Origin of the sequence: Pseudomonas sp. SIMBA_067 (assembly GCF_046534675.1) — a bacterium.
In the GTDB taxonomy this organism is placed as follows: domain Bacteria; phylum Pseudomonadota; class Gammaproteobacteria; order Pseudomonadales; family Pseudomonadaceae; genus Aquipseudomonas; species Aquipseudomonas putida.
Map to the genome: position 1 here is coordinate 1 of NZ_JAWRYH010000010.1, position 19,357 is coordinate 19,357.

Here is a 19,357-nt window from a genome sequence, read left to right on the forward strand (position 1 = left end):
CAACCGCTTGCGATCTTTCGATCGTAGCCCTTTCAGCAGCACCTTAACTACCTAACTCATTGAATCTCAAGGAGTTTGTCGTTCCGATGTCGCTGGAAGTGGGGCGCATTATAAGGGGATTCGGAAGGGCGTCAACCTTTAATTTCAGTTATTTGGAATATTCCTGGCGAAGGCCGTATCAAGGGCCACCAGGTGTCCGCCACAACACATTCAGCGCCTATGAGATCGAGCGCCGCCCGCGCGGCGCTTCGCAGCACAAGGCTGCTCCTACATTTGTTTCGGGCCAGTATCGCCTGTGGCAGACGCGCGCGACCTCCTTGTTTGAACGACGCGATATCGAGCCGTGCTCCAAGGCGTTCGCGCGCAAATCTCACAGTGCTGCGAAGCGCCGCGCGGGCGGCGCTCGATCTCACAGGCGGCACAAGATCAAAGGCAAGCACCTTTCACAGCCACTACTATCTCAAGACTGGCCCCTGGCAGCCCCACCTCACTCTCAAACCGCCCTACCCTGCTTCCTGCCGATCCTGGAAAGCCCCCGCCCAACAGCAGGAATCCGCAGCACCATCAGCAAAGTACCGATAACCGCATACACAGCCCACTCCCGCAGATCCGAGCGCACAATCCACAAAAAGTGCAGCAACCCCAGCCCAAGAACCAGATACACCAACCTGTGCAGCTTCTTCCACCGCGCCCCCAGCCGCCGCTGGCTATACCGATTCGAGGTAACCGCCAAGGCCAGCAAGCACAGGAACCCCAGCGCACCGACAATAATGTAGGGCCGCTTGCTCAGCTCCACCGCCAACTGCCCCCAATCCAGCCCAAGAATAAAGAAGAGGTAACAGAGGATGTGCAGCACTATATAAGCAAACACCCACAACCCCAGCTGCCGGCGCACCACGATCCACACCGACCAGCCCGTCAGCTTCTGCAGTGGGGTCATGCTCAAGGTCACCAGCAGGAAGGTAAGCGCCCCAAGCCCAAGGCGATCCATCATGATCTTCCCGGGGTCAGGCCCCAGCAGGTTCATCGCCGCCTCATATAGCCACCACCCCGGGAACAGGCATCCCACGATGAAGATCGCCAGGCGAAACCAGGGGTAACGCATCAATAGTTCTTCCGCAGATCAAGCCCTGTATACAGCGACGCCACTTCATCAGCGTAACCATTGAACATCTGCGTCTCTCGCACATTGGGGCTGAACAACCCGCTGGGCAACCGGCGTTCGCGCCCCTGGCTCCAGCGTGGGTGATCGACCGTCGGGTTCACGTTGGCATAAAAACCATATTCATCCGGCGCCAGCCCTTCCCAGGTCGTGCCCGGCTGCTCAGCCACCAGGCTGATGCGCACGATCGACTTGATGCTCTTGAAGCCATATTTCCACGGCACCACCAGGCGCAACGGCGCGCCATTCTGATTGGGCAGTTCGCGGCCATACATGCCGACCGCCAGGATCGCCAGCGGATGCATCGCCTCGTCCAGGCGCAACCCTTCTCGATAAGGCCAGTCGATCAAGGCGAACCCTGAACGCTGCCCAGGCATATGCTGTGGATCTTTCAACGTCTCGAAGCGCACATAGCGCGCCCTGGAAGTCGGCTCGACCTGCTTGAGTACCTGCGCCAGCGGGAACCCCAGCCACGGGATGACCATCGACCACGCCTCTACACAACGCAACCGATAGATCCGCTCTTCGAGCTGATAAGGTTTGACGAAGTCTTCCAGCGCATAGCGCCCGGGCTTGCCCACCTCACCATCCACCACGATCGACCACGGTTCGGTCTTCAGGCTGTCGCCATTGGCGGCCGGGTCGCCCTTGTCAGGCCCGAATTCATAGAAGTTGTTGTAGTGGGTAGCATCTTTGAACGGCGTGATTGCCTCGCCCTTCACCGTCACCGCCTGCCAGCGCGTGGCAGCGAGCTTGTCAGTGAACCAGGCCGGTGCGGCACCCGCCTGCACATCGGCATAACGGGAAACTTCAGCAGCGCCCGCCCTGCCCGGCAATGCGCCCAGCGCCAGGCCGGCCAATGAGCCACCCAGCAGGGTACGACGGGAAAGATAGATGCCTTCGGGCGTGATCTCCGACGCCTTGCACTCGGAAGACCTGGGAAGCTTGATGAGCATGGGCGGCTCCATAGCACTGGATAACGGATGTACCAGTAAGACTATGGAGCCGGAGGGTTATTCCAGCGTTAAGCAATTTTCACGCTTTGCGCCGGCGCGCCTTCAACAGGAACTGGATCGGCCCCGACGCTGCATAGGCGAGGAAGATCAGCAGCAGGATGCGCGGCGGGTCGCTGAACACGACGGCAAACACTAGCACCACGGCAAGGATGGCCACGAATGGTACGCGCCCCTTGAGGTCCAGCTCCTTGAAGCTGTTGTACTTGATATTGCTGACCATCAGCATGCCGGCAGCTGCCACCAGCAGCGCCACCAGGAACGACAGCTTGGAGCCCTGGATACCGTAATCGCTGAACGCCCACACGGTACCCGCTACCACACCTGCGGCAGCCGGGCTGGCCAGGCCGATGAAGTAGCGCTTGTCAGCGGTACCGACCTGGGTGTTGAAGCGCGCCAGGCGCAGCGCGGCACCGGCCACATAGATGAAGGCGACCATCCAGCCGACTTTGCCCATGTCACCCAGCGCCCAGCCAAAGGCCAGCAACGCAGGGGCCACACCGAAGGCGACCATGTCCGACAGCGAGTCATACTCGGCACCGAAGGCGCTCTGGGTATTGGTCATGCGCGCAACGCGACCGTCCAGGCCGTCGAGCACCATGGCCACGAAGATGGCGATGGCGGCGAAGGCGAAGTACTTGCTCGCCTCGCGCGGGTCACCGGCACTCAGGGCGCTCTGTGCGCTCATCGAGCTGATGATGGAATAGAAGCCGGCAAACAGGTTGGCGGTGGTGAACAGGTTGGGCAGCAGGTAGATGCCGCGGTGGCGCACCTTGCGGCCTTCGGCGTCATGCCCTTCTTCAATGTGCTCATCGATAGGTAGCAGGCTTTCGGCGTCGGAGGGCTTGTTCGGCTCTTCGGGACGTTCGCTCATAAAGGGTACCTTGCAACAGGATGGAAAATGTTCGACACGGGCCCGCGAAACAGGTTCTGACAGCAGGCCACTGGTCTGCTTTATACCAGAAGCGGACTGCCAGAACGAAAAAACGCGGCCGAAGCCGCGTTTTTCATCTTTCGATAAGACTTAGTTCTTGGTCTTGTCGACGATTTTGTTAGCCGAGATCCACGGCATCATCGAGCGCAGTTGCTCGCCGATGATTTCGATACCGTGAGCGGCGTTGTTGCGGCGCTTGGCGGTCATCGATGGGTAGTTGGTTGCACCTTCGGAAATGAACATCTTCGCGTACTCGCCGTCCTGGATGCGCTTCAGGGCGTTGCGCATGGCCTTGCGGGATTCTTCGTTGATGACTTCCGGGCCGGTAACGTACTCACCATATTCGGCGTTGTTGGAGATCGAGTAGTTCATGTTAGCGATGCCGCCTTCGTACATGAGGTCAACGATCAGCTTCAATTCGTGCAGGCACTCGAAGTAGGCCATTTCCGGCGCGTAGCCAGCTTCGACCAAGGTTTCGAAACCGGCCTTGACCAGTTCAACGGTACCGCCGCACAGAACAGCCTGCTCACCGAACAGGTCGGTTTCGGTTTCGTCCTTGAAGGTGGTTTCGATGATGCCGGTACGGCCGCCACCAACGCCCGAAGCGTAGGACAGGGCAACGTTCTTGGCATTGCCCGAAGCATCCTGGTAGATAGCGATCAGGTCAGGAATGCCGCCGCCTTTGACGAACTCGGAGCGAACGGTGTGGCCCGGGGCCTTCGGCGCGATCATGATCACGTCGAGGTCGGCACGCGGAACAACCTGGTTGTAGTGGATCGAGAAGCCGTGGGAGAAGGCCAGGGTAGCGCCCTTCTTGATGTTCGGCTCGATCTCGTTCTTGTACAGAGCGCCCTGGAACTCGTCCGGGGTCAGGATCATGACCAGGTCAGCCGCAGCGACAGCGGTAGCAACGTCGGCAACTTTCAGGCCGTGGGCTTCAGCCTTGGCAACGGTAGCCGAACCTTTACGCAGACCGACGGTAACGTCTACACCGGAGTCCTTCAGGTTGCACGCTTGAGCGTGGCCCTGGGAGCCGTAACCGATGATGGCGACTTTCTTGCCCTGGATGATGGAAAGGTCGCAGTCTTTATCGTAGAAAACTTTCATGAAATACCCCTGGTTATATCTCGGCCCCTGCGGAGCCATCGCTAATTTTTGAATTTAGATGCTGAGCACTTTGTCGCCACGGGCAATGCCGGTAACGCCGCTGCGCACGGTTTCGAGAATCGATGCAGTGCCGATCGCCTGGATGAAGCTGTCCAGTTTGTCGCTGGTGCCGCTCAGCTGCACGGTGTACACGCTGGAGGTCACGTCGACGATCTGGCCACGGAAGATATCCGTGGTGCGCTTGATCTCGGCGCGCTGGGCACCGGTGGCCTTGACCTTGACCAGCATCAGTTCACGCTCGATGTGAGCGCTTTCCGACAGGTCGACAAGTTTGACCACTTCGACCAGCTTGTTCAGGTTCTTGGTGATCTGTTCGATCACTTCGTCATGGCCAACGGTGGTCAGCGTCAGACGCGACAGGGTCGGGTCTTCGGTCGGCGCCACGGTCAGGCTTTCAATGTTGTAGTTGCGCTGGGAGAACAGGCCGACCACACGGGACAACGCACCTGGTTCGTTTTCCAGCAGCAGGGAAATGATGTGCCGCATATCAGGTACGCTCCGTCTTGCTCAGCCACATGTCACGCATCGAGCCATCCTTGATCTGCATCGGATAGACGTGCTCGCTGCGGTCAACCGCGATGTCGATGAACACCAGACGGTCCTTCATCGCAAACGCTTCTTCCAGCTTCGGCTTGAGGTCCTTCAGGCTGGTGATGCGGATACCCACATGGCCATAGGCCTCGGCCAGCTTGATGAAATCAGGCAGCGACTCGACGTACGAGTGCGAGTGACGACCGTTGTAGGCCATGTCCTGCCACTGGCGGACCATGCCCAGCACACCGTTGTTCAGGTTGACGATTTTCACCGGCAGGCCGTACTGCATGCAGGTGGACAGCTCCTGGATGTTCATCTGGATGCTGCCCTCGCCAGTCACGCAGGCAACGTCCTGATCCGGGAAGTTGAGCTTGACGCCCATCGCCGCCGGGAAGCCGAAGCCCATAGTGCCCAGACCACCGGAGTTGATCCAGCGGTTCGGCTTGTTGAAGCGGTAGTACTGCGCCGCGAACATCTGGTGCTGGCCTACGTCGGAGGTGACGAAGGCATCGCCATGGGTCACTTCGCACAGGGTTTCGATGACTTTCTGCGGTTTGATGACAGTGCCGTCGCCCTTGTCGTAAGGGAACATCTCGCCATTGCCGCGCCATTCGTCGATCTGCTTCCACCAGGCATCCAGCCACGCCTTGTCAGGCTGCTCGCCGATTTCCTTGAGGATACCGAGCATTTCGCTGAGCACGCTGTCGACCGGGCCGACAATTGGCACGTCGGCCTTGATCATCTTGGAGATCGACGCCGGGTCGATGTCGATGTGGATGATCTTGGCGTTCGGGCAGAACTTGGCCGGGCCGTTGACCACACGGTCGTCGAAGCGTGCGCCCACAGCGAGGATCACGTCGGCGTTGTGCATGGCCATGTTGGCGGTGTAGCTGCCGTGCATGCCGAGCATGCCGAGGAACTGGCGGTCGGTACCCGGGAAGCCACCCAGGCCCATCAGGGTATTGGTGACCGGCAGGTTCAGCGACTTGGCGATTTCGGTCAGGGCTTCGGAGCCACCGCCGAGAATCACGCCACCACCGGAGTAGACGATCGGGCGCTTGGCAGCCAGGAGCATCTCGGCGGCCTTGCGGATCTGGCCGGAATGGCCACGGACCGCCGGGCTGTAGGAGCGCAGCTTGACCTTTTTCGGGTAGACGTATTCGAACTTTTCGGCCGGGTTGGTCATATCTTTTGGAATGTCGACCACGACCGGACCTGGGCGACCGGATTGCGCCAGGTAGAACGCTTTTTTCAGGACTTCCGGGATCTCGGTCGGGTTCTTGATCATGAAGCTGTGCTTCACGATCGGCCGCGAGATACCAATCATGTCGGTTTCCTGGAAGGCATCGGTACCCACCATGGTGCTAGGCACCTGGCCGGACAGGATAACCATCGGAATCGAATCCATATAGGCGGTGGCAATGCCGGTGATGGCATTGGTCGCGCCCGGGCCGGAGGTTACCAGCACCACACCGGCCTTGCCGGTGGCGCGGGCGTAGCCGTCCGCCATATGGGTTGCCGCCTGCTCGTGACGAACCAGGATGTGTTCCACTTCCGGTTCTTTGAACAGTGCGTCGTAAACATGCAGGAGAGCACCACCAGGGTACCCGTAGATGTGCTTAACGCCTTCGTCACGCAAAAAGCGGACGACCATCTCAGCGCCAGATAAAAGCTCCACGTTGTTCACCTCTAAAACGCCAGAATACCGTCCCTAGTGGACGGGTCTTAATAGGTTTACTGCCAAGCAGAGCATGAGCGAAAACGTCAGCACTGACTGAGCAAGTATTGGGAGCACCCCTGAGTGTTGCGGGGCTTTCCCACCCAGCGCGAGGTAACGCGTTGCGGGGTGTAACAGGTCGGCGCGGGTGTGCACCTCATGATCTGCTTAGCGGGTCTGCTTCTGGCAGTCCCTCTACAGCGGAAGTTGGATTCTTGTGATTCGGCGCCAACATGTCAAGAAAAATTATTGCCAATTTTTCCCCAAGATGAATTCCTGCCACCACTAAAAATCGCTTCAGCAGCAGAATAAATAACATTTCCATAAAAAAGGGCCACAATCTGCGGCCCTTGAAGGAAAAACTGAAGAAATCAGGCGGAAGGAGCGATCAATTGGTCAAATGCTGCCAACAGGCGGCGCAGCTCACGACTTTGCTCCGGCCGGTCGGTAAACACGGTCTCGGCCATGACCAGGATGCTGGAGGCGTTGGGCAACGGCTGCCCGAGCTCGATGATGATCTTCATCCGCGGCAGGAAGATCCATTGCAGCCACTGCTCGAAACTGAGGGTATCGACCGCGAACGGCACGGTACTGGCCAGAGCCTCGTCGCTGGGTGGCTCGTCATCCCACCACCCTTGCACCACCAGTTCACGCTCGATCAGCAGCAGGTGGTCGGCAATGTCCAGAATACGTCGCTCGATCATCACGAATTGACCCGCGCCTTCTGCCGGGCCAGTGCCGCGCCAGCGCTGTCACCTTGCTTTTCACGGGCCTGGGCGATGGTGTTCCACAGCTCGGCCTGCAGGCTTGGGCGGCCGTTGGCGTAAGTCAGGGCGCGACGCGCCAACTGCTCGGCCTGCGCTGCATCACCTTGCGACAGGCGCACCTGAGCCAGGCGATACAGCACCTGCGGCTCGCGCGGGGCAATGCGCTGTGCACGCTCCAGGCTCGAAGCAGCGCCGTTGAAGTCACCACTGCCCTGCTGAGTCTGCGCGGTGGTCAGCAGTGCCAGCACCGGGCCGTCCAGTTGCTCGTCGGCCGACAGACCACCGGCAGCGGTGCTGCTGCGCGGAATGCCGGTTGGCGCGCTGGTGCTTGCCGGGGTGCTGTTCATTGCCGCGATGTCGAACGGCTCGTCGGCGATCGGGTTGGGGTTGGTGGTCATCGGCGCCGAACTGACCGGGCCAGGGGTAATCGGGCCCGGCGTGATTGGCGAGGTGCTGATCGGCGCCGCGCCATTGGCAGCCGGGAACGTCTGGATGCCAGAAGCGCCAGCGCCCTGCGGGATCATCACGGTCACGCCGGAGTCTTCGGGCAACGTCTGCGCTTGCGCGGTGCCCGTGTTATAGCCACCCGCCGAGCGGTTGGCCGTCACGCGCTCGCTGTTGGACACGCGAGTGCTCGAATCGACCACCGGAATATTACCGCGCGGGACGCTAGAGCACCCCTGGAGCACAGCCAACGCCGTCACGGCAGGAAACAGCCACTTGTTCACGTCACACCTCATCAATGCAGCCTGCGCTTAATTCATCCAGCCTTTGACCCAGTCCATGACTGATTCTGCAGGATTCTGCTCGCCGCCACAGGTCGCGCCGGCGGGCGGTTCACTCCCGCGAATATACGGCATCTGCACCGCTCCCGGACAGCTGCCATCAGACCCATGGCCAGTGTACGGGTCGATCCAGGCCTGCACCACGTTGTCCGGCTGCGGCATGTCCAGCGGTAGCGGGTCGGCCTTCTTCATGAAGCTGGTCCACACCTGCAGGGCACCGGTGGCACCGGTAAAGGGGGTTTTACCGTTATCGTCACGGCCCATCCACACCACGGCCAGCAGGTCCTGGCTGAAGCCGGAGAACCAGCTGTCGCGCGAGTCGTTACTGGTACCGGTCTTGCCCGCCAGGGTCAGCGAGCGCGGCAAGGTGTTGTACACCGAGCGCCCGGTACCTTCGCGCATGACCCGCTGCATGGCGTTCTGCACCAGGTAGATGGCCCCCGGGTCGAAGGTTTGCTGGATTTGGAACGGGTAGCGCTTGAGCGGCTCGCCCTCGGCAGTCAGCACACTGCGGATACCACGCATCGGGGTGTTGAAACCGCCGTTGGCGATGGTCTGGTACATGGTCGCAACCTGCATCGGTGACATGCCGCCGGCACCCAGCAACATGGCCGGGAAGGCTGGCCAGTCGACATTTACCCCCAGCCGGCCAATGGTCTTGATCACATTGGACACGCCCACTTCCAGGCCGAGCTTGGCGGTCGACAGGTTGTACGAGTTGGCAAGCCCCTGGTACAGGTAGATGGTGCCATGCGGTCGACGGTCATAGTTTTGTGGGCGCCAGACCTGACCATCGGCACCCTTGACCGAAAATGGCTCGTCCTGCACCCAGCTGGTCAGGGTGTACTTGCTCGGCTGCTCCAGCGCAGTCAGGTACACCGACGGCTTGACCAGCGAGCCGATCGGCCGCACAGCATCGATGGCCCGGTTGAAACCGGCGAAGCCTGCCTGGCGGCTACCGATCAGCGCCTGTACCTCACCGGTTTCCGGGTTGGTCACGACCATGGCCGATTCCACCTCGTCAGCACCTTTGCGCCCCGACAGGCGCTTGAAGGTCTCGCTCATCGAGGTTTCGGCCTTCATCTGCAGGATCGGGTCGAAGCTGGTGAAAATACGCAGGCCTTCTTCGGTCAAGTCTTCGTCGCGGTAGTCCTGGCGCAGCTGACGCTTGACCAGGTCGAGGAAGGCCGGGAACGAGCTGTCGGCCAGGCTGCCGCGCTTGGTCACGCCCAACGGCATCTTCTTCGCAGCATCGACTTCCGCCTGGCTGGCGACGCCCTGTTCGGCCACCAGGTCGAGCACAAGGTTGCGGCGGGCCAGAGCGCGGTCAGGGTATCGCCGCGGGTTGTAGTAGGACGGTCCCTTGACCATGCCCACCAGCAAGGCGATCTGATGCAGCTTCAGCTCCGAAAGCGGCTGGCTGAAGAAGAACTGGCTGGCCAGGCCGAAGCCGTGAACGGCACGCTGGCCATCCTGACCGACAAACACCTCGTTGAGGTAGGCCTCGAGAATCTCGCGCTTGTCGTAGTGCAACTCAAGCAGCATGGCCATCATCGCTTCGGTCAGCTTGCGGCTAAGGCTGCGTTCGCTGCTGAGGTAGAAGTTCTTCACCAGCTGCTGGGTCAGGGTACTGCCGCCCTGGCGCATCGAGCCGGACGAGGTGTTGACCCACATTGCCCGGGCGATGGACTTGGGCGACACGCCGTAGTGGCTGTAGAAGTCGCGGTCTTCGGTCGCCACCAGGGTTTCGAGCAGGTATTTGGGCACCTGGTCGATCTTGATCAGGATGCGGTCTTCGAGGTTCTTCGGGTAGATACCACCGATCATCAGCGGCTCCAGCCGCACCACGTCGAGCGCCTTGCCGTTGGCGGCAGAAAGGCCCGCCACGTAATCGCCGGAGAAGCGCACGCGCACGAACTGCGCCGGCTCCATGCCCTCGTAGAACTGGAAGCCACGGGTATTGAGGTCGACGGTGTTGCCGTTGACGGCCGCTGCACCCGGGCCATTGGCCGCGCTTTCACGCCGGTAGCCGAGCGCGTCGAGTTCGGTAAGGAAGTCGTTCTTGCTCAGTTTCTGACCAGTAAAGAGCTCCAGCGGCCGGGCATACACCTTGGCCGGGATGGTCCAGCGCTTGCCGGAGAACTTCTCCTGCACAACAGCGTCAAGGTAAACCGCGAAGCCGGCAACGATCACCAGGCCTACCAGGCTGAGCTTCAAAGCCCAGCCCAGCCAGGCGCGAGAGCGGCCGGTCGGGCGTTTCTGAGGGGTACGGGGATTTCGGGTTCGGGTCATGGCGGCGGATTATACGCACTTTATAAAGGCTGGGCAGACGGCCCAGCGGTAGGCAGGGACGGCACCATTGACCATAATGGCGCATTCGAATTCCCTGCCCCCGGAAGGATTTCCCGTGAGCCAAGCCCTTATCACTGCGCTGCAGAACCCTGCCCTGTACCCTCACCCCGTGGATGGGTTCCAGCTCATCGAGACACATATCTCCTGGGTGCTGCTCACCGGCGAGTACGCCTACAAGATCAAGAAACCGATGAACTTCGGCTTTCTCGACTTCACCGAACTGGGCCAGCGCCAGCATTTCTGTAATGAAGAGTTGCGCCTGAACCAACGCCTGACCGACGGCCTGTACCTGGAGGTATTGCCGGTTACCGGCAGCGTCGAAGCGCCGCAGATCGGTGGCGACGGCGAAGCCATCGAATACGCGCTGAAGATGCGCCAGTTCCCCCAGGGGCAGATGCTCAGCACCCTGCAGGCCAATGGCGAGCTGAATGCCGCGCACATCGACCAGATGGCCCGGCAAATCGCCGAGTTCCACCTGCAGACTCCCAAGGTATCGGCCGAGCAGCCCTACGGCTCGCCTGAAAGCGTCATGGCGCCGGTCGAGCAGAACTTCGAGCAGATCCGCCCATTCCTCAGCGACAAGGCCGATCTGCTGCAACTGGACAACCTGCAGGCCTGGGCCCGCAGCAGTTTCGAGCGGCTGCAAGGCCTGTTCGCCTCGCGCAAGGCCAATGGCTTCACCCGCGAGTGCCATGGTGACATCCACTTGGGCAACGCTACCCTGATCAACGGCCAGGTGGTGATCTTCGACTGCATCGAGTTCAACGAGCCGTTCCGCATGACCGATGTGTGGGCCGACACCGCCTTCCTGGCCATGGACCTGGAAGATCGCGGCCTCAAGTGCCTGGCACGACGCTTCATCAGCCAGTATCTGGAGCTGACCGGCGATTATGAAGGCCTGGAAGTGCTCAACTTCTACAAAGCCTATCGCGCCCTGGTACGGGCCAAAGTCGCGCTGTTCAGCATGCCGGCCAATGCCGACGGCGTGCAGCGGGCCACCACCCTGCGCACCTATCGCAACTACGCCAACCTGGCCGAAAGCTACAGCGCCATCCCTTCGCGGCTGCTGGCCGTTACCCATGGCGTCTCGGCAGTGGGCAAGAGCCACGTGGCAATGCGTCTGGTCGAGGCCTTGGGCGCCATTCGTGTGCGCTCCGATGTCGAGCGCAAGCGCCTGTTCGGCGAACAGCCGCAAGAAAACGCCGGTCAGCTCACCTCCGGCATTTATGACCAGGATGCCAGTGCTGCCACATACCAACGTCTGCACGAAGTTGCAGCAACCGTTTTGCGCGCCGGCTTCCCGGTGGTGCTGGATGCCACCTACCTCAAGCATGAACAGCGGCAAGCTGCGGCAGACGTTGCCAGCCAGACCGGTGTACCGTTCCTGATCCTCGACTGCCACGCACCCGAGGCAGTCATCGCCAGCTGGCTGAAGCAGCGTCTAGCCGAAAACGCCGACCCTTCGGATGCCACCCTGGACGTGGTCATGGCCCAGCAGGCCAGCCGTGAAGCCCTGGATGCGCAGGAGCTGGTCCAGAGCACCCGGGTCGATACCCAGGATGCTGGCAGCATGGACCAGGTGATCGAGCAGATTCGCCAGCGTTTGCCTGGCCTGTAAGTTCGCCGCTTTCCTGTACCGGCCCCTTCGCGGGTAAACCCGCGAAGAGGCCGGCACAGGTCCCGACAGCTCATCGCCCCGATGGCAAAAGGCCGCGCATTTCTTAACCCCCGCTACACTCCTCTCTGACCTGCTCGCGATTTATCCTCCAATCCACGTTCAGCCATCGCAAGGAGGCTCGATGAACGATGAATTGCAGCACCTGAAGAACCTTGGCAAGACCTCTGCGCAGTGGCTGCATGCCGCCGGCATCCACAGTGCATCGGACCTGCGTCGCCTGGGTGCGGTGGGTGCATACCAGGCCGTAAAGACACGAGGGTTCCGCGCTTCCAAGGTGCTGTTGTACGCCATCGAAGGCGCCCTGCTGGACATGCACTGGAACGATCTGCCACTTGAACGCAAAGAAGCGCTCAATCAACAACTGGACGCGAAAAACCCTACGCAAAAAAATCCAAAATAATCGTGGGAAGGGGATTGACTACGAAATGAGAATCGTTATGATTATCACAACTGGTCGCGAGACTGGTTGGATAACCTAAGAGCCCCTGGTTCGGACTCTCAGATTATCTCCTCATCAGGCTAATCACGGTTATTGACCCGGCTCTTTGCCGGGTCTTTTTTTGCCTGTGGTTTTTGTGCCGCCTGGCTTGGCTTTACCACCGTGCACACTACTGGCGAAACTGCGCGCAGTAATCCTGCTCCGGCGTCGCCGCCGTGTACCACACGTAATCAGCCTCGCCTGGCTCAACCTGCTCGCCCACCTCGGCCAGCAGCAATACCTTGCTCTCCCCCGACGCCCCCAGATCAGCCAGGTGCAAGGGTATGCCCAAGTCCTTGCGCACGTGATATGCCCCGGCAAACAGCAGCGCCGGCTGCGGCGCCGACAGTAAACGCTCGGCCATGCGCCGGTCGCGCTGCTGCTGCACGGCCAGCATCGCTGGCAACTGGTTTTCCGGCAGCATACCGCAATGCCCGGCGCGTACCTGCTCCAGCAAGGCAGCCTTCACCGCTGGCGCATTGGACCTTTCGCCGGTCAGCGAGGCGGGTTGTCGATAGGCTTGGCGCATCTCGCCAGGCGACAGGTTGGCCGCCAGCAGTGGCACTCTCTGCTGCAAGGCCTCACGCACTATCGGCCCGTACAGTTGCCAGTCCCAACCCTCCTGCCAGGCCAGCGCCTTGGGCAAGTCTGCCGGCAGGGGCTGCCCCTGAACCTTGTCGACCAGCGCTTGCTGCTCGGGCTGCAGCATTTCCAGCAAGAGGCTGCCTTGCACGCGCTGCCCCTGCAACGCGCGCAGCAGCCAAAGTTGCAGCGCGTGGTGGTCCGGGTTGTCGTGTTTTTCGCCCACCAGCACCCGAGGGGTGCCCGCCAAGCGTTGCACCAGTTGCTCTGGGCTGATCGCCTGGCCGCTGGCAAGGTTGATAATGTGCCCCAACTCGGCATGCGTAAGCCCCTCACTGCTCTGCCAAGCGGGCAACGGCGGCAGGCTGGCCTGGCAGCCACCCAGTGCCAACATCAGGCAGAGCGAGAAACCGGACAGCAGCGGATGACGCATCGGCAATGCCTCCTAGCGGGTGATGATCAGTGGATGCCCACGCTCCGGGTGCGCCTGCACTAGCACATCGATTCCGTAAACCGCCCTCAACGCCGCTGGCGTCAGCACCTCTTCAGGCGAGGCCAAGGCATGACTGCGCCCCTGTTCCAGCAACAGGATACGGTCACAGTAGCGCGCTGCCAGGTTCAGGTCATGCAGGATCAGCAGCACCGCGGCGCCGCGGTCGGCAAAGCGGCGCACGGACTCCAGGGTAGTGTGCTGGTGCAGTGGGTCGAGCATCGAGGTCGGCTCGTCGAGCAGCAGCGTGGTCCCCTCCTCGCCTGGCCACAGCTGCGCCAGCACGCGGGCCAGGTGCACCCGCTGGCGTTCGCCACCGGACAACGCCAGGTAACTGCGCTCCACCAAGTGCCAGGCATCCGCCGCCTGCAACGCCGCTTCGACAATTTCCGCATCGCGCCGCTGCCCGGTGCCATGGGGCATGCGCCCCATGCCCACCACTTCCTCGACCCGGAACGAGAAACCCAGGCTGGACACCTGTGGCAATACGGCCAGGCGCCTGGCCCGCTCCTGCCCAGGCCAATCGGTGAGGGGCCGGCCCTGCAGCGTCACCCGCCCCCGGTCGGGCGCCAGCTCGCCACACAGCACACCCAGCAGGCTGCTCTTGCCGGCACCGTTGGGGCCTAGCACGCCCACCACCTGTCCCGGGCTCAGTTGCAGATTGATATCGTGCAGCACCTCATTGCTTCCCCGCCGCAGGTGCAGGCCTTCGACTTGCAACATCAGCTGCGCCCTCGTATCAGCAGGACCAGAAAGAACGGCGCACCGATGAAGGCCGTGACAATACCAATCGGCAACTCGGCAGGTGCCAGCAGTAGCCGCGCCGCCAGGTCGGCGAACAGCATCAGCACGCCCCCCGCCAGCAACGAGGCCGGGAGCACCACACGGTGATCAGGCCCGGCCAGCAAGCGCACCAGGTGCGGCACCACCAGGCCGATGAAACCGATCAGCCCTGCTGCAGCCACTGCCGCACCTACGCCCAACGCCGTGCAGAACACCAGCTCGCGCTTGAGCCGCTCAACGTCAACGCCCAGGTGGCGCGCCTCCGACTCACCCAGTAACAGGGCATTCAGCGCCTTGGCCCGGCGTGGCAGCCATACCGCTACCCCCGCCGCCACCAGCAGCAACGGCCACAGCCGTTCGTAGCTGGCACCGTTCAGGCTGCCAAGGTTCCAGAACGTCAGCGTGCGCAGGGTGGCGTCGTCGGCTAGGTAAGAGAACAGCCCAACGGCCGCGCCGCCCAGCGCAGTCATGGCCACGCCCGCCAGCAGCATGGTTGCGACGTTGGTCTGGCCATCGCGCCGGCCCAGACGGTAGACCAACGCGGTTACGCCAAGCCCCCCGACAAAAGCGCAGAACGACAGCAGATACGGCGCGAAAGCCTCCGGCATGCCGCCAAACCAGGCACCACCGACTATGGCGACCGCGGCCCCCATCGCCGCCCCAGCGGCAACCCCCACAAGCCCTGGATCGGCCAGCGGGTTGCGGAACAGCCCCTGCATGGCCACGCCGGACAGAGCCAGCACCGCACCCACCGCCAGCCCCAGCAAAGTCCGCGGCAGACGGATCTGGCCCAGGATCATCTCGGCCTGCTGCAGGCCGTCAGCCGCAATCGGCAGCCCCAGCAGGCGCAGGCCGGCGCGCAGGGTGTCGAACAACGGCAGGCTGACCGGCCCCAGGGCCAGCGACAGCCAGACCGCCAACAGGCACAGCAGGCTCAGACATATGAACAACGTACGTGGCTGGACCCGCTGTTTCATTGCGCGAAGCTGGCCTGGGCTGCCGGGTAGAAGGTGGCTGCCAACGACTGCAAGGTCGATGGCAGGCGTGGGCCAAGCCCGCCCACCAGCAGCGTCGGGTCCAGTGACACCAGGCGTTTCTCACGCACAGCCCGCGAGGCAGCCAGCGCGGGGTTTTCCTTCAACAGCGCCTGCAAGGCCTGCTCATCGGCCAGCGCCCGGTCGGAAAACACGATCACGTCCGGGTCCAACGCCGCCAAGGCTTCGTTGGAGAAGTTCTTGTAGCCCTGATGTTCTGCCAGATTGTGCCCACCTGCCTGGCCCAGCAGCCAGTCACCCGCAGTGCCCTGCCCGGCGATCAGGGGCTTGGCCCCGGCGTGGCCGACCAGCAGTAGCACCCCAGGTGCCTTTTGCCCGGCCTGAGCCTGCTTGACCTTGGCCTGCACAGCCTCGATTTGCTGGTGGTAACCCGCCGCCAACGCCGAAGCTTGCTGCTCTGCGCCAAGCAACTGCCCCAGATGCTTGAGGTTTGCATCCACCGCCGCCAGTTCGGCCTTGCTGGAGAACAACTCCACCTGCACACCGGCCTTGCGGATTTGCGCCAGGACCGGCGGCGGGCCCATTTCCTCGGTGCCCACCAGTACATCCGGGCGCAGGCTGAGAATGCCTTCAGCCGACAACTGCCGCTGGTAGCCCACGCTGGGCAGTGATTTCAGCGATGCCGGATGCTGGCTGGTGGTGTCCACACCGACAAGCCGTGCTTCACCGCCCAGTGCCGTTATCCACTCGCTCAGGGCGCCACCCGCGCTGACCCAGCGTTGCGGCAACTCGGCCGCCAGGGCCTGGGTGGAGAGCACAAGGCTTGCGCACAGGGCGAGCAAGGCGACTGGACGGCGCATCATCGGGTTCCTTCTGAGGGCGAGCCGCGCGCCTTGTGGCGGACGGCAGAACTGCGCACCATAGGTAGCCAGGCGCAGCGAATGCGGGAAATTTGATAATTATTCGCATTGACGCGTCAAGTCATCATCTGTTTCATGAGTCGTCCTCGCCATGCACTTGCTCTGTACCTCCCACGCCCTGGCCGAAGGCCAAAGCCGCGCCTTCAGCGTAGACGGCCTCGAACTGTTCGGCGTACGCCGCCAGGGCCAGGTGTACCTCTACCGCAACCTTTGCCCACACCGCGGCATCCCGCTGAACTGGGCGCAAGATGCCTTTCTTGATGACAGCGCCAGCCTCATCCACTGCGCCCACCATGGCGCGCTATTTTTGATTGAAAGCGGCGAGTGCGTAGCCGGGCCCTGCGAAGGTGAGCAATTGCTGGCCCTGGGCTGTCACGAGGACAGCCAGGGCATCTGGCTTATGGCGTAACCAGCACCGGCAGGCGGCGATCAACAACAATGCCTTCGGCGTCCAGACGGGTGCCGTAGGCCAGCACCTCCACGCCGTCCGCCACCGCCGCACGCAGGGCCTGGGCATAGGCTGCGTCGATTTCCTCAGCTGGGCGTATGGCGTCGATGCCCGTCAGGTTCACGCAATACAACTGCACCGCCCGTACACCCTGGCGGGCCAATTTCGCCAGCTCGCGCAGGTGCTTGGCACCGCGCTGTGTCACCGCATCGGGGAAGGCTGCAACTGTGCTGTCGGGGTAGCCCAAGGTCACGCTCTTGACCTCGACGTACGCGGGGGCACCGTCGAACTCCAGGCGAAAGTCGATGCGGCTGCTTTCCTCACCGTACGCCACTTCGCGCTTGAGCGCGGTGAACCCGGCAAGTTCCGTGATGACGCCGGCCCGCAGTGCCTCTTCGACCAGCGCGTTGGCACGCCCGGTATTCACGCAGGCCAGCCGCCCCTGCGGGGTTTCGCTGATTTCCCAAGTGCCCGGCAGTTTGCGCTTGGGGTCGTTGGAGCGGCTGAACCACACCTGCCCGCCTTCACGCATGCAGTTGAGCATCGAGCCGGTGTTCGGGCAGTGAATGGTCAGCTGTTCGCCGCTGGCCAGTTCGATGTCCGCCAGAAAGCGCTTGTAACGGCGCAGCAGGCGGCCCTGTTCGAGTGGGGGATAGAACTGCATCAGCCTTGCCAGCTCTGCAGGCCACGGGCAATGCGCTGCACCGCCTCTTCCAGGCGCGGCAGGCTCTGGGTGTAGGCAAAGCGCACATGGTGCCCGGCCAGGTGGCGGCCGAAGTCCAGGCCCGGCGTAAAGGCCACGTGCTCGGTTTCCAGGAAATGCCGGCAGAAGGCAAACGCATCACCGCCAAAGGCGCTGATGTCGGCATACAGGTAAAACGCCCCCTGCGGCTCGACGGCAATGCGGAAGCCCAATTCGCGCAGGGCGGGCAACAGATAGTCGCGACGGCGGGCGAACTCGGCCCGGCGTTCTTCGAAAATGGCCAGGCTCTCGGGCTGGAAGCAGGCCAGCGCGGCATGCTGGGCCATGCTCGGTGCACTGATGTAAAGGTTCTGCGCCAGCTTCTCCAGGTCGCCCACCGCGCCGGGTGGGGCTACCAGCCAGCCAAGGCGCCAACCGGTCATGCCGTAATACTTGGAAAAACTATTCAGGACGAACGCCGAGTCGTCGACTTCCAGCACGCTTGGCGCGTCCATGCCATAAGTGAGGCCATGGTAGATCTCGTCCACCACCAGGTGGCCGTGTCGCTCATGGGTGGCCTTGGCAAGGCTGGCCAACTCTTCGCGCCCCAGCACGGTACCGGTCGGGTTAGCCGGCGACGCGACCAGTGCACCGACGGTGTCCTTGTCCCAGTAACGCCCGACCAGGTCGGCGGTCAGCTGGTAATTCACCTCCGGGCCCACTGGCACCAGCTGCGCCCCGCCCTCGACCAGCCGCAGGAAGTGGCGATTGCACGGGTAACCCGGGTCGGCCAGCAACCAGTGCTTGCCCGGGTCGACCAGCAGGCTACTGGCCAGCAGCAGCGCGCCAGAACCACCTGGGGTAATGAGGATGCGCTGCGGGTCGATATTCAAGCCATAACGCTGACCATAGAAGCCGGCGATCGCTTCGCGCAGTGCCGGCAGGCCGCGTGCGGCGGTGTAGCGGGTGTGCCCGGCGGCCAGTGCCGCCTGGCCGGCAGCCACGATCGGCGCAGCCGTAGTGAAGTCCGGCTCGCCGATTTCCAGGTGGATCACGTCGTGCCCGGCCGCCTGCAGCTCGTTGGCCCGGGCCAGCAGCGCCATGACGTGGAAGGGTTCGATGGCGCGGCTGCGCGCACTGTAGGGGTGGGCCATGACCTTCTCTCAATTGCGTCTAAACTGGAGATTCTACCTCTGCACGCCAACGAACGTACGGCTCGCGCCGATGTCAATAAGCAGGATCGGGCGGGGTAGCGCACCCCCGATCTATCTGGTAAGTTCGGCGGCTCGCAGTCGCAGGGCCGGCGGTCGCCGGGGATGGAGCATCCTGCGCATTGGATCAGATGAGTGAGAGGCGGTCTATTCATGTCCACCGTAGAAAAGCAAAAAACCGGTCAAACCATGTACGGTGTCGAGCCCTATAAAGAGACCAAGGGCGAAGAGTACATGGGTGAGCCCATGAAGAAGCACTTCACCAAGCTTCTCAATGCCTGGAAAGGCGAGCTCATGCAGAGTGTGGATCGCACCGTAGACCACATGAAGGATGAAGCTGCGAACTTCCCGGACCCGGCCGACCGTGCCAGCCAGGAAGAAGAATTTGCTCTTGAGCTGCGCAACCGTGATCGCGAGCGCAAGCTGATCAAGAAAATCGACAAGACCCTGCAGAAGATCCAGGACGAAGATTACGGTTGGTGCGAATCGTGCGGCATCGAAATCGGCCTGCGCCGCCTGGAAGCACGTCCGACCGCCGACCTGTGCTTCGACTGCAAGGAAATCGCCGAGAAAAAGGAAAAAACGGTCGGCAAAGGCTGATCTTTCTTCCACCTGAACGGGGCGCTTGATGCGCCCCGTTTCATTTATATGCCCAGCCT

General features: G+C 62.1%; 19 protein-coding genes. 4 read left to right on the forward strand and 15 right to left on the reverse strand.

From position 1 onward, the window contains the following. Nucleotides 1-493: 493 nt before the first annotated feature. The 9 genes from msrQ to mrcB form a co-directional block, all read right to left on the reverse strand. Nucleotides 494-1,105, reverse strand: coding sequence for a protein-methionine-sulfoxide reductase heme-binding subunit MsrQ (gene msrQ / locus SB765_RS20465; protein ID WP_410931828.1), 612 nt, complete (start codon nt 1,103-1,105; stop codon nt 494-496). Beyond that, nucleotides 1,105-2,118 (reverse strand): protein-methionine-sulfoxide reductase catalytic subunit MsrP, encoded by a 1,014-nt coding sequence (gene msrP, locus SB765_RS20470; protein WP_341796804.1) that lies wholly within the window; start codon nt 2,116-2,118, stop codon nt 1,105-1,107. Before msrP ends, msrQ begins: the two co-directional genes overlap by 1 nt. A 79-nt stretch (nt 2,119-2,197) precedes the next feature. Then, nucleotides 2,198-3,049, reverse strand: a complete 852-nt coding sequence (gene pssA, locus SB765_RS20475; protein WP_016501605.1) for a CDP-diacylglycerol--serine O-phosphatidyltransferase — start codon at nt 3,047-3,049, stop codon at nt 2,198-2,200. A gap of 150 nt (nt 3,050-3,199) precedes the next feature. Beyond that, complete coding sequence (gene ilvC / locus SB765_RS20480) at nt 3,200-4,216, reverse strand: ketol-acid reductoisomerase (RefSeq protein ID WP_003250043.1); 1,017 nt, start codon at nt 4,214-4,216, stop codon at nt 3,200-3,202. A 54-nt stretch (nt 4,217-4,270) separates the two neighbouring features. Then, the gene (gene ilvN / locus SB765_RS20485) at nt 4,271-4,762 is read right to left on the reverse strand and encodes an acetolactate synthase small subunit (protein WP_225790222.1); all 492 of its coding nucleotides are present in this window, start codon (nt 4,760-4,762) and stop codon (nt 4,271-4,273) included. 1 nt (nt 4,763) lies between these two features. Beyond that, entirely contained in the window at nt 4,764-6,488 is a 1,725-nt protein-coding gene (locus tag SB765_RS20490) for an acetolactate synthase 3 large subunit (RefSeq protein WP_341796805.1), read from the reverse strand. Between the two features lie 410 nt (nt 6,489-6,898). Then, nucleotides 6,899-7,231: a YqcC family protein gene (locus SB765_RS20495; protein ID WP_341796806.1), complete on the reverse strand. Its 333-nt coding sequence runs from the start codon at nt 7,229-7,231 to the stop codon at nt 6,899-6,901. Further along, complete coding sequence (locus SB765_RS20500) at nt 7,231-8,034, reverse strand: tetratricopeptide repeat protein (protein ID WP_341796807.1); 804 nt, start codon at nt 8,032-8,034, stop codon at nt 7,231-7,233. Before SB765_RS20500 ends, SB765_RS20495 begins: the two co-directional genes overlap by 1 nt. Before the next feature lie 15 nt (nt 8,035-8,049). Continuing rightward, complete coding sequence (gene mrcB, locus SB765_RS20505; protein WP_410931829.1) at nt 8,050-10,371, reverse strand: penicillin-binding protein 1B; 2,322 nt, start codon at nt 10,369-10,371, stop codon at nt 8,050-8,052. Between the two features lie 115 nt (nt 10,372-10,486). Here mrcB and SB765_RS20510 point away from each other — a divergent pair, with 115 nt between their 5' ends. Both SB765_RS20510 and SB765_RS20515 read left to right on the forward strand, forming a co-directional pair. Then, complete coding sequence (locus tag SB765_RS20510) at nt 10,487-12,049, forward strand: AAA family ATPase (protein ID WP_410931830.1); 1,563 nt, start codon at nt 10,487-10,489, stop codon at nt 12,047-12,049. A 181-nt stretch (nt 12,050-12,230) separates the two neighbouring features. After that, nucleotides 12,231-12,509 carry a TfoX/Sxy family protein gene (locus tag SB765_RS20515; protein WP_016489141.1) on the forward strand — a complete coding sequence of 93 codons (279 nt, stop codon included), beginning with the start codon at nt 12,231-12,233 and terminating at the stop codon, nt 12,507-12,509. Between the two features lie 208 nt (nt 12,510-12,717). Here SB765_RS20515 and SB765_RS20520 read toward each other — a convergent pair whose 3' ends face one another. Genes SB765_RS20520 through SB765_RS20535 form a run of 4 tightly spaced genes read right to left on the reverse strand, consistent with a single transcriptional unit; the run spans nt 12,718 to nt 16,300 of the window. Continuing rightward, entirely contained in the window at nt 12,718-13,602 is an 885-nt protein-coding gene (locus tag SB765_RS20520) for a ChaN family lipoprotein (protein ID WP_410931831.1), read from the reverse strand. 12 nt (nt 13,603-13,614) lie between these two features. Beyond that, nucleotides 13,615-14,382 carry a heme ABC transporter ATP-binding protein gene (locus tag SB765_RS20525; RefSeq protein WP_410931832.1) on the reverse strand — a complete coding sequence of 256 codons (768 nt, stop codon included), beginning with the start codon at nt 14,380-14,382 and terminating at the stop codon, nt 13,615-13,617. Beyond that, a complete protein-coding gene (locus SB765_RS20530; protein WP_162471788.1) occupies nt 14,382-15,365 on the reverse strand; it encodes a FecCD family ABC transporter permease in 984 nt (327 codons plus the stop codon). Before SB765_RS20530 ends, SB765_RS20525 begins: the two co-directional genes overlap by 1 nt. Nucleotides 15,366-15,415: 50 nt before the next feature. Further along, on the reverse strand, nt 15,416-16,300 hold the full coding sequence (locus SB765_RS20535) for a hemin ABC transporter substrate-binding protein (protein ID WP_341796811.1): 885 nt from the start codon (nt 16,298-16,300) through the stop codon (nt 15,416-15,418). Nucleotides 16,301-16,448: 148 nt separating this feature from the next. On the opposite strand from SB765_RS20535, the gene SB765_RS20540 reads away from it, so the two are divergent. After that, complete coding sequence (locus SB765_RS20540) at nt 16,449-16,766, forward strand: Rieske (2Fe-2S) protein (RefSeq protein WP_410912055.1); 318 nt, start codon at nt 16,449-16,451, stop codon at nt 16,764-16,766. Here the strand turns inward: SB765_RS20540 and sfsA are convergent. Both sfsA and SB765_RS20550 read right to left on the reverse strand, forming a co-directional pair. Then, a complete protein-coding gene (gene sfsA / locus SB765_RS20545) occupies nt 16,756-17,469 on the reverse strand; it encodes a DNA/RNA nuclease SfsA (RefSeq protein WP_341796813.1) in 714 nt (237 codons plus the stop codon). The genes SB765_RS20540 and sfsA overlap by 11 nt on opposite strands. Then, nucleotides 17,469-18,641: a pyridoxal phosphate-dependent aminotransferase gene (locus SB765_RS20550; protein WP_341796814.1), complete on the reverse strand. Its 1,173-nt coding sequence runs from the start codon at nt 18,639-18,641 to the stop codon at nt 17,469-17,471. Before SB765_RS20550 ends, sfsA begins: the two co-directional genes overlap by 1 nt. 210 nt (nt 18,642-18,851) lie before the next feature. Here SB765_RS20550 and dksA point away from each other — a divergent pair, with 210 nt between their 5' ends. Next, the gene (dksA, locus tag SB765_RS20555) at nt 18,852-19,298 is read left to right on the forward strand and encodes an RNA polymerase-binding protein DksA (protein WP_016501618.1); all 447 of its coding nucleotides are present in this window, start codon (nt 18,852-18,854) and stop codon (nt 19,296-19,298) included. The last annotated feature ends 59 nt before the right edge of the window (nt 19,299-19,357 follow it).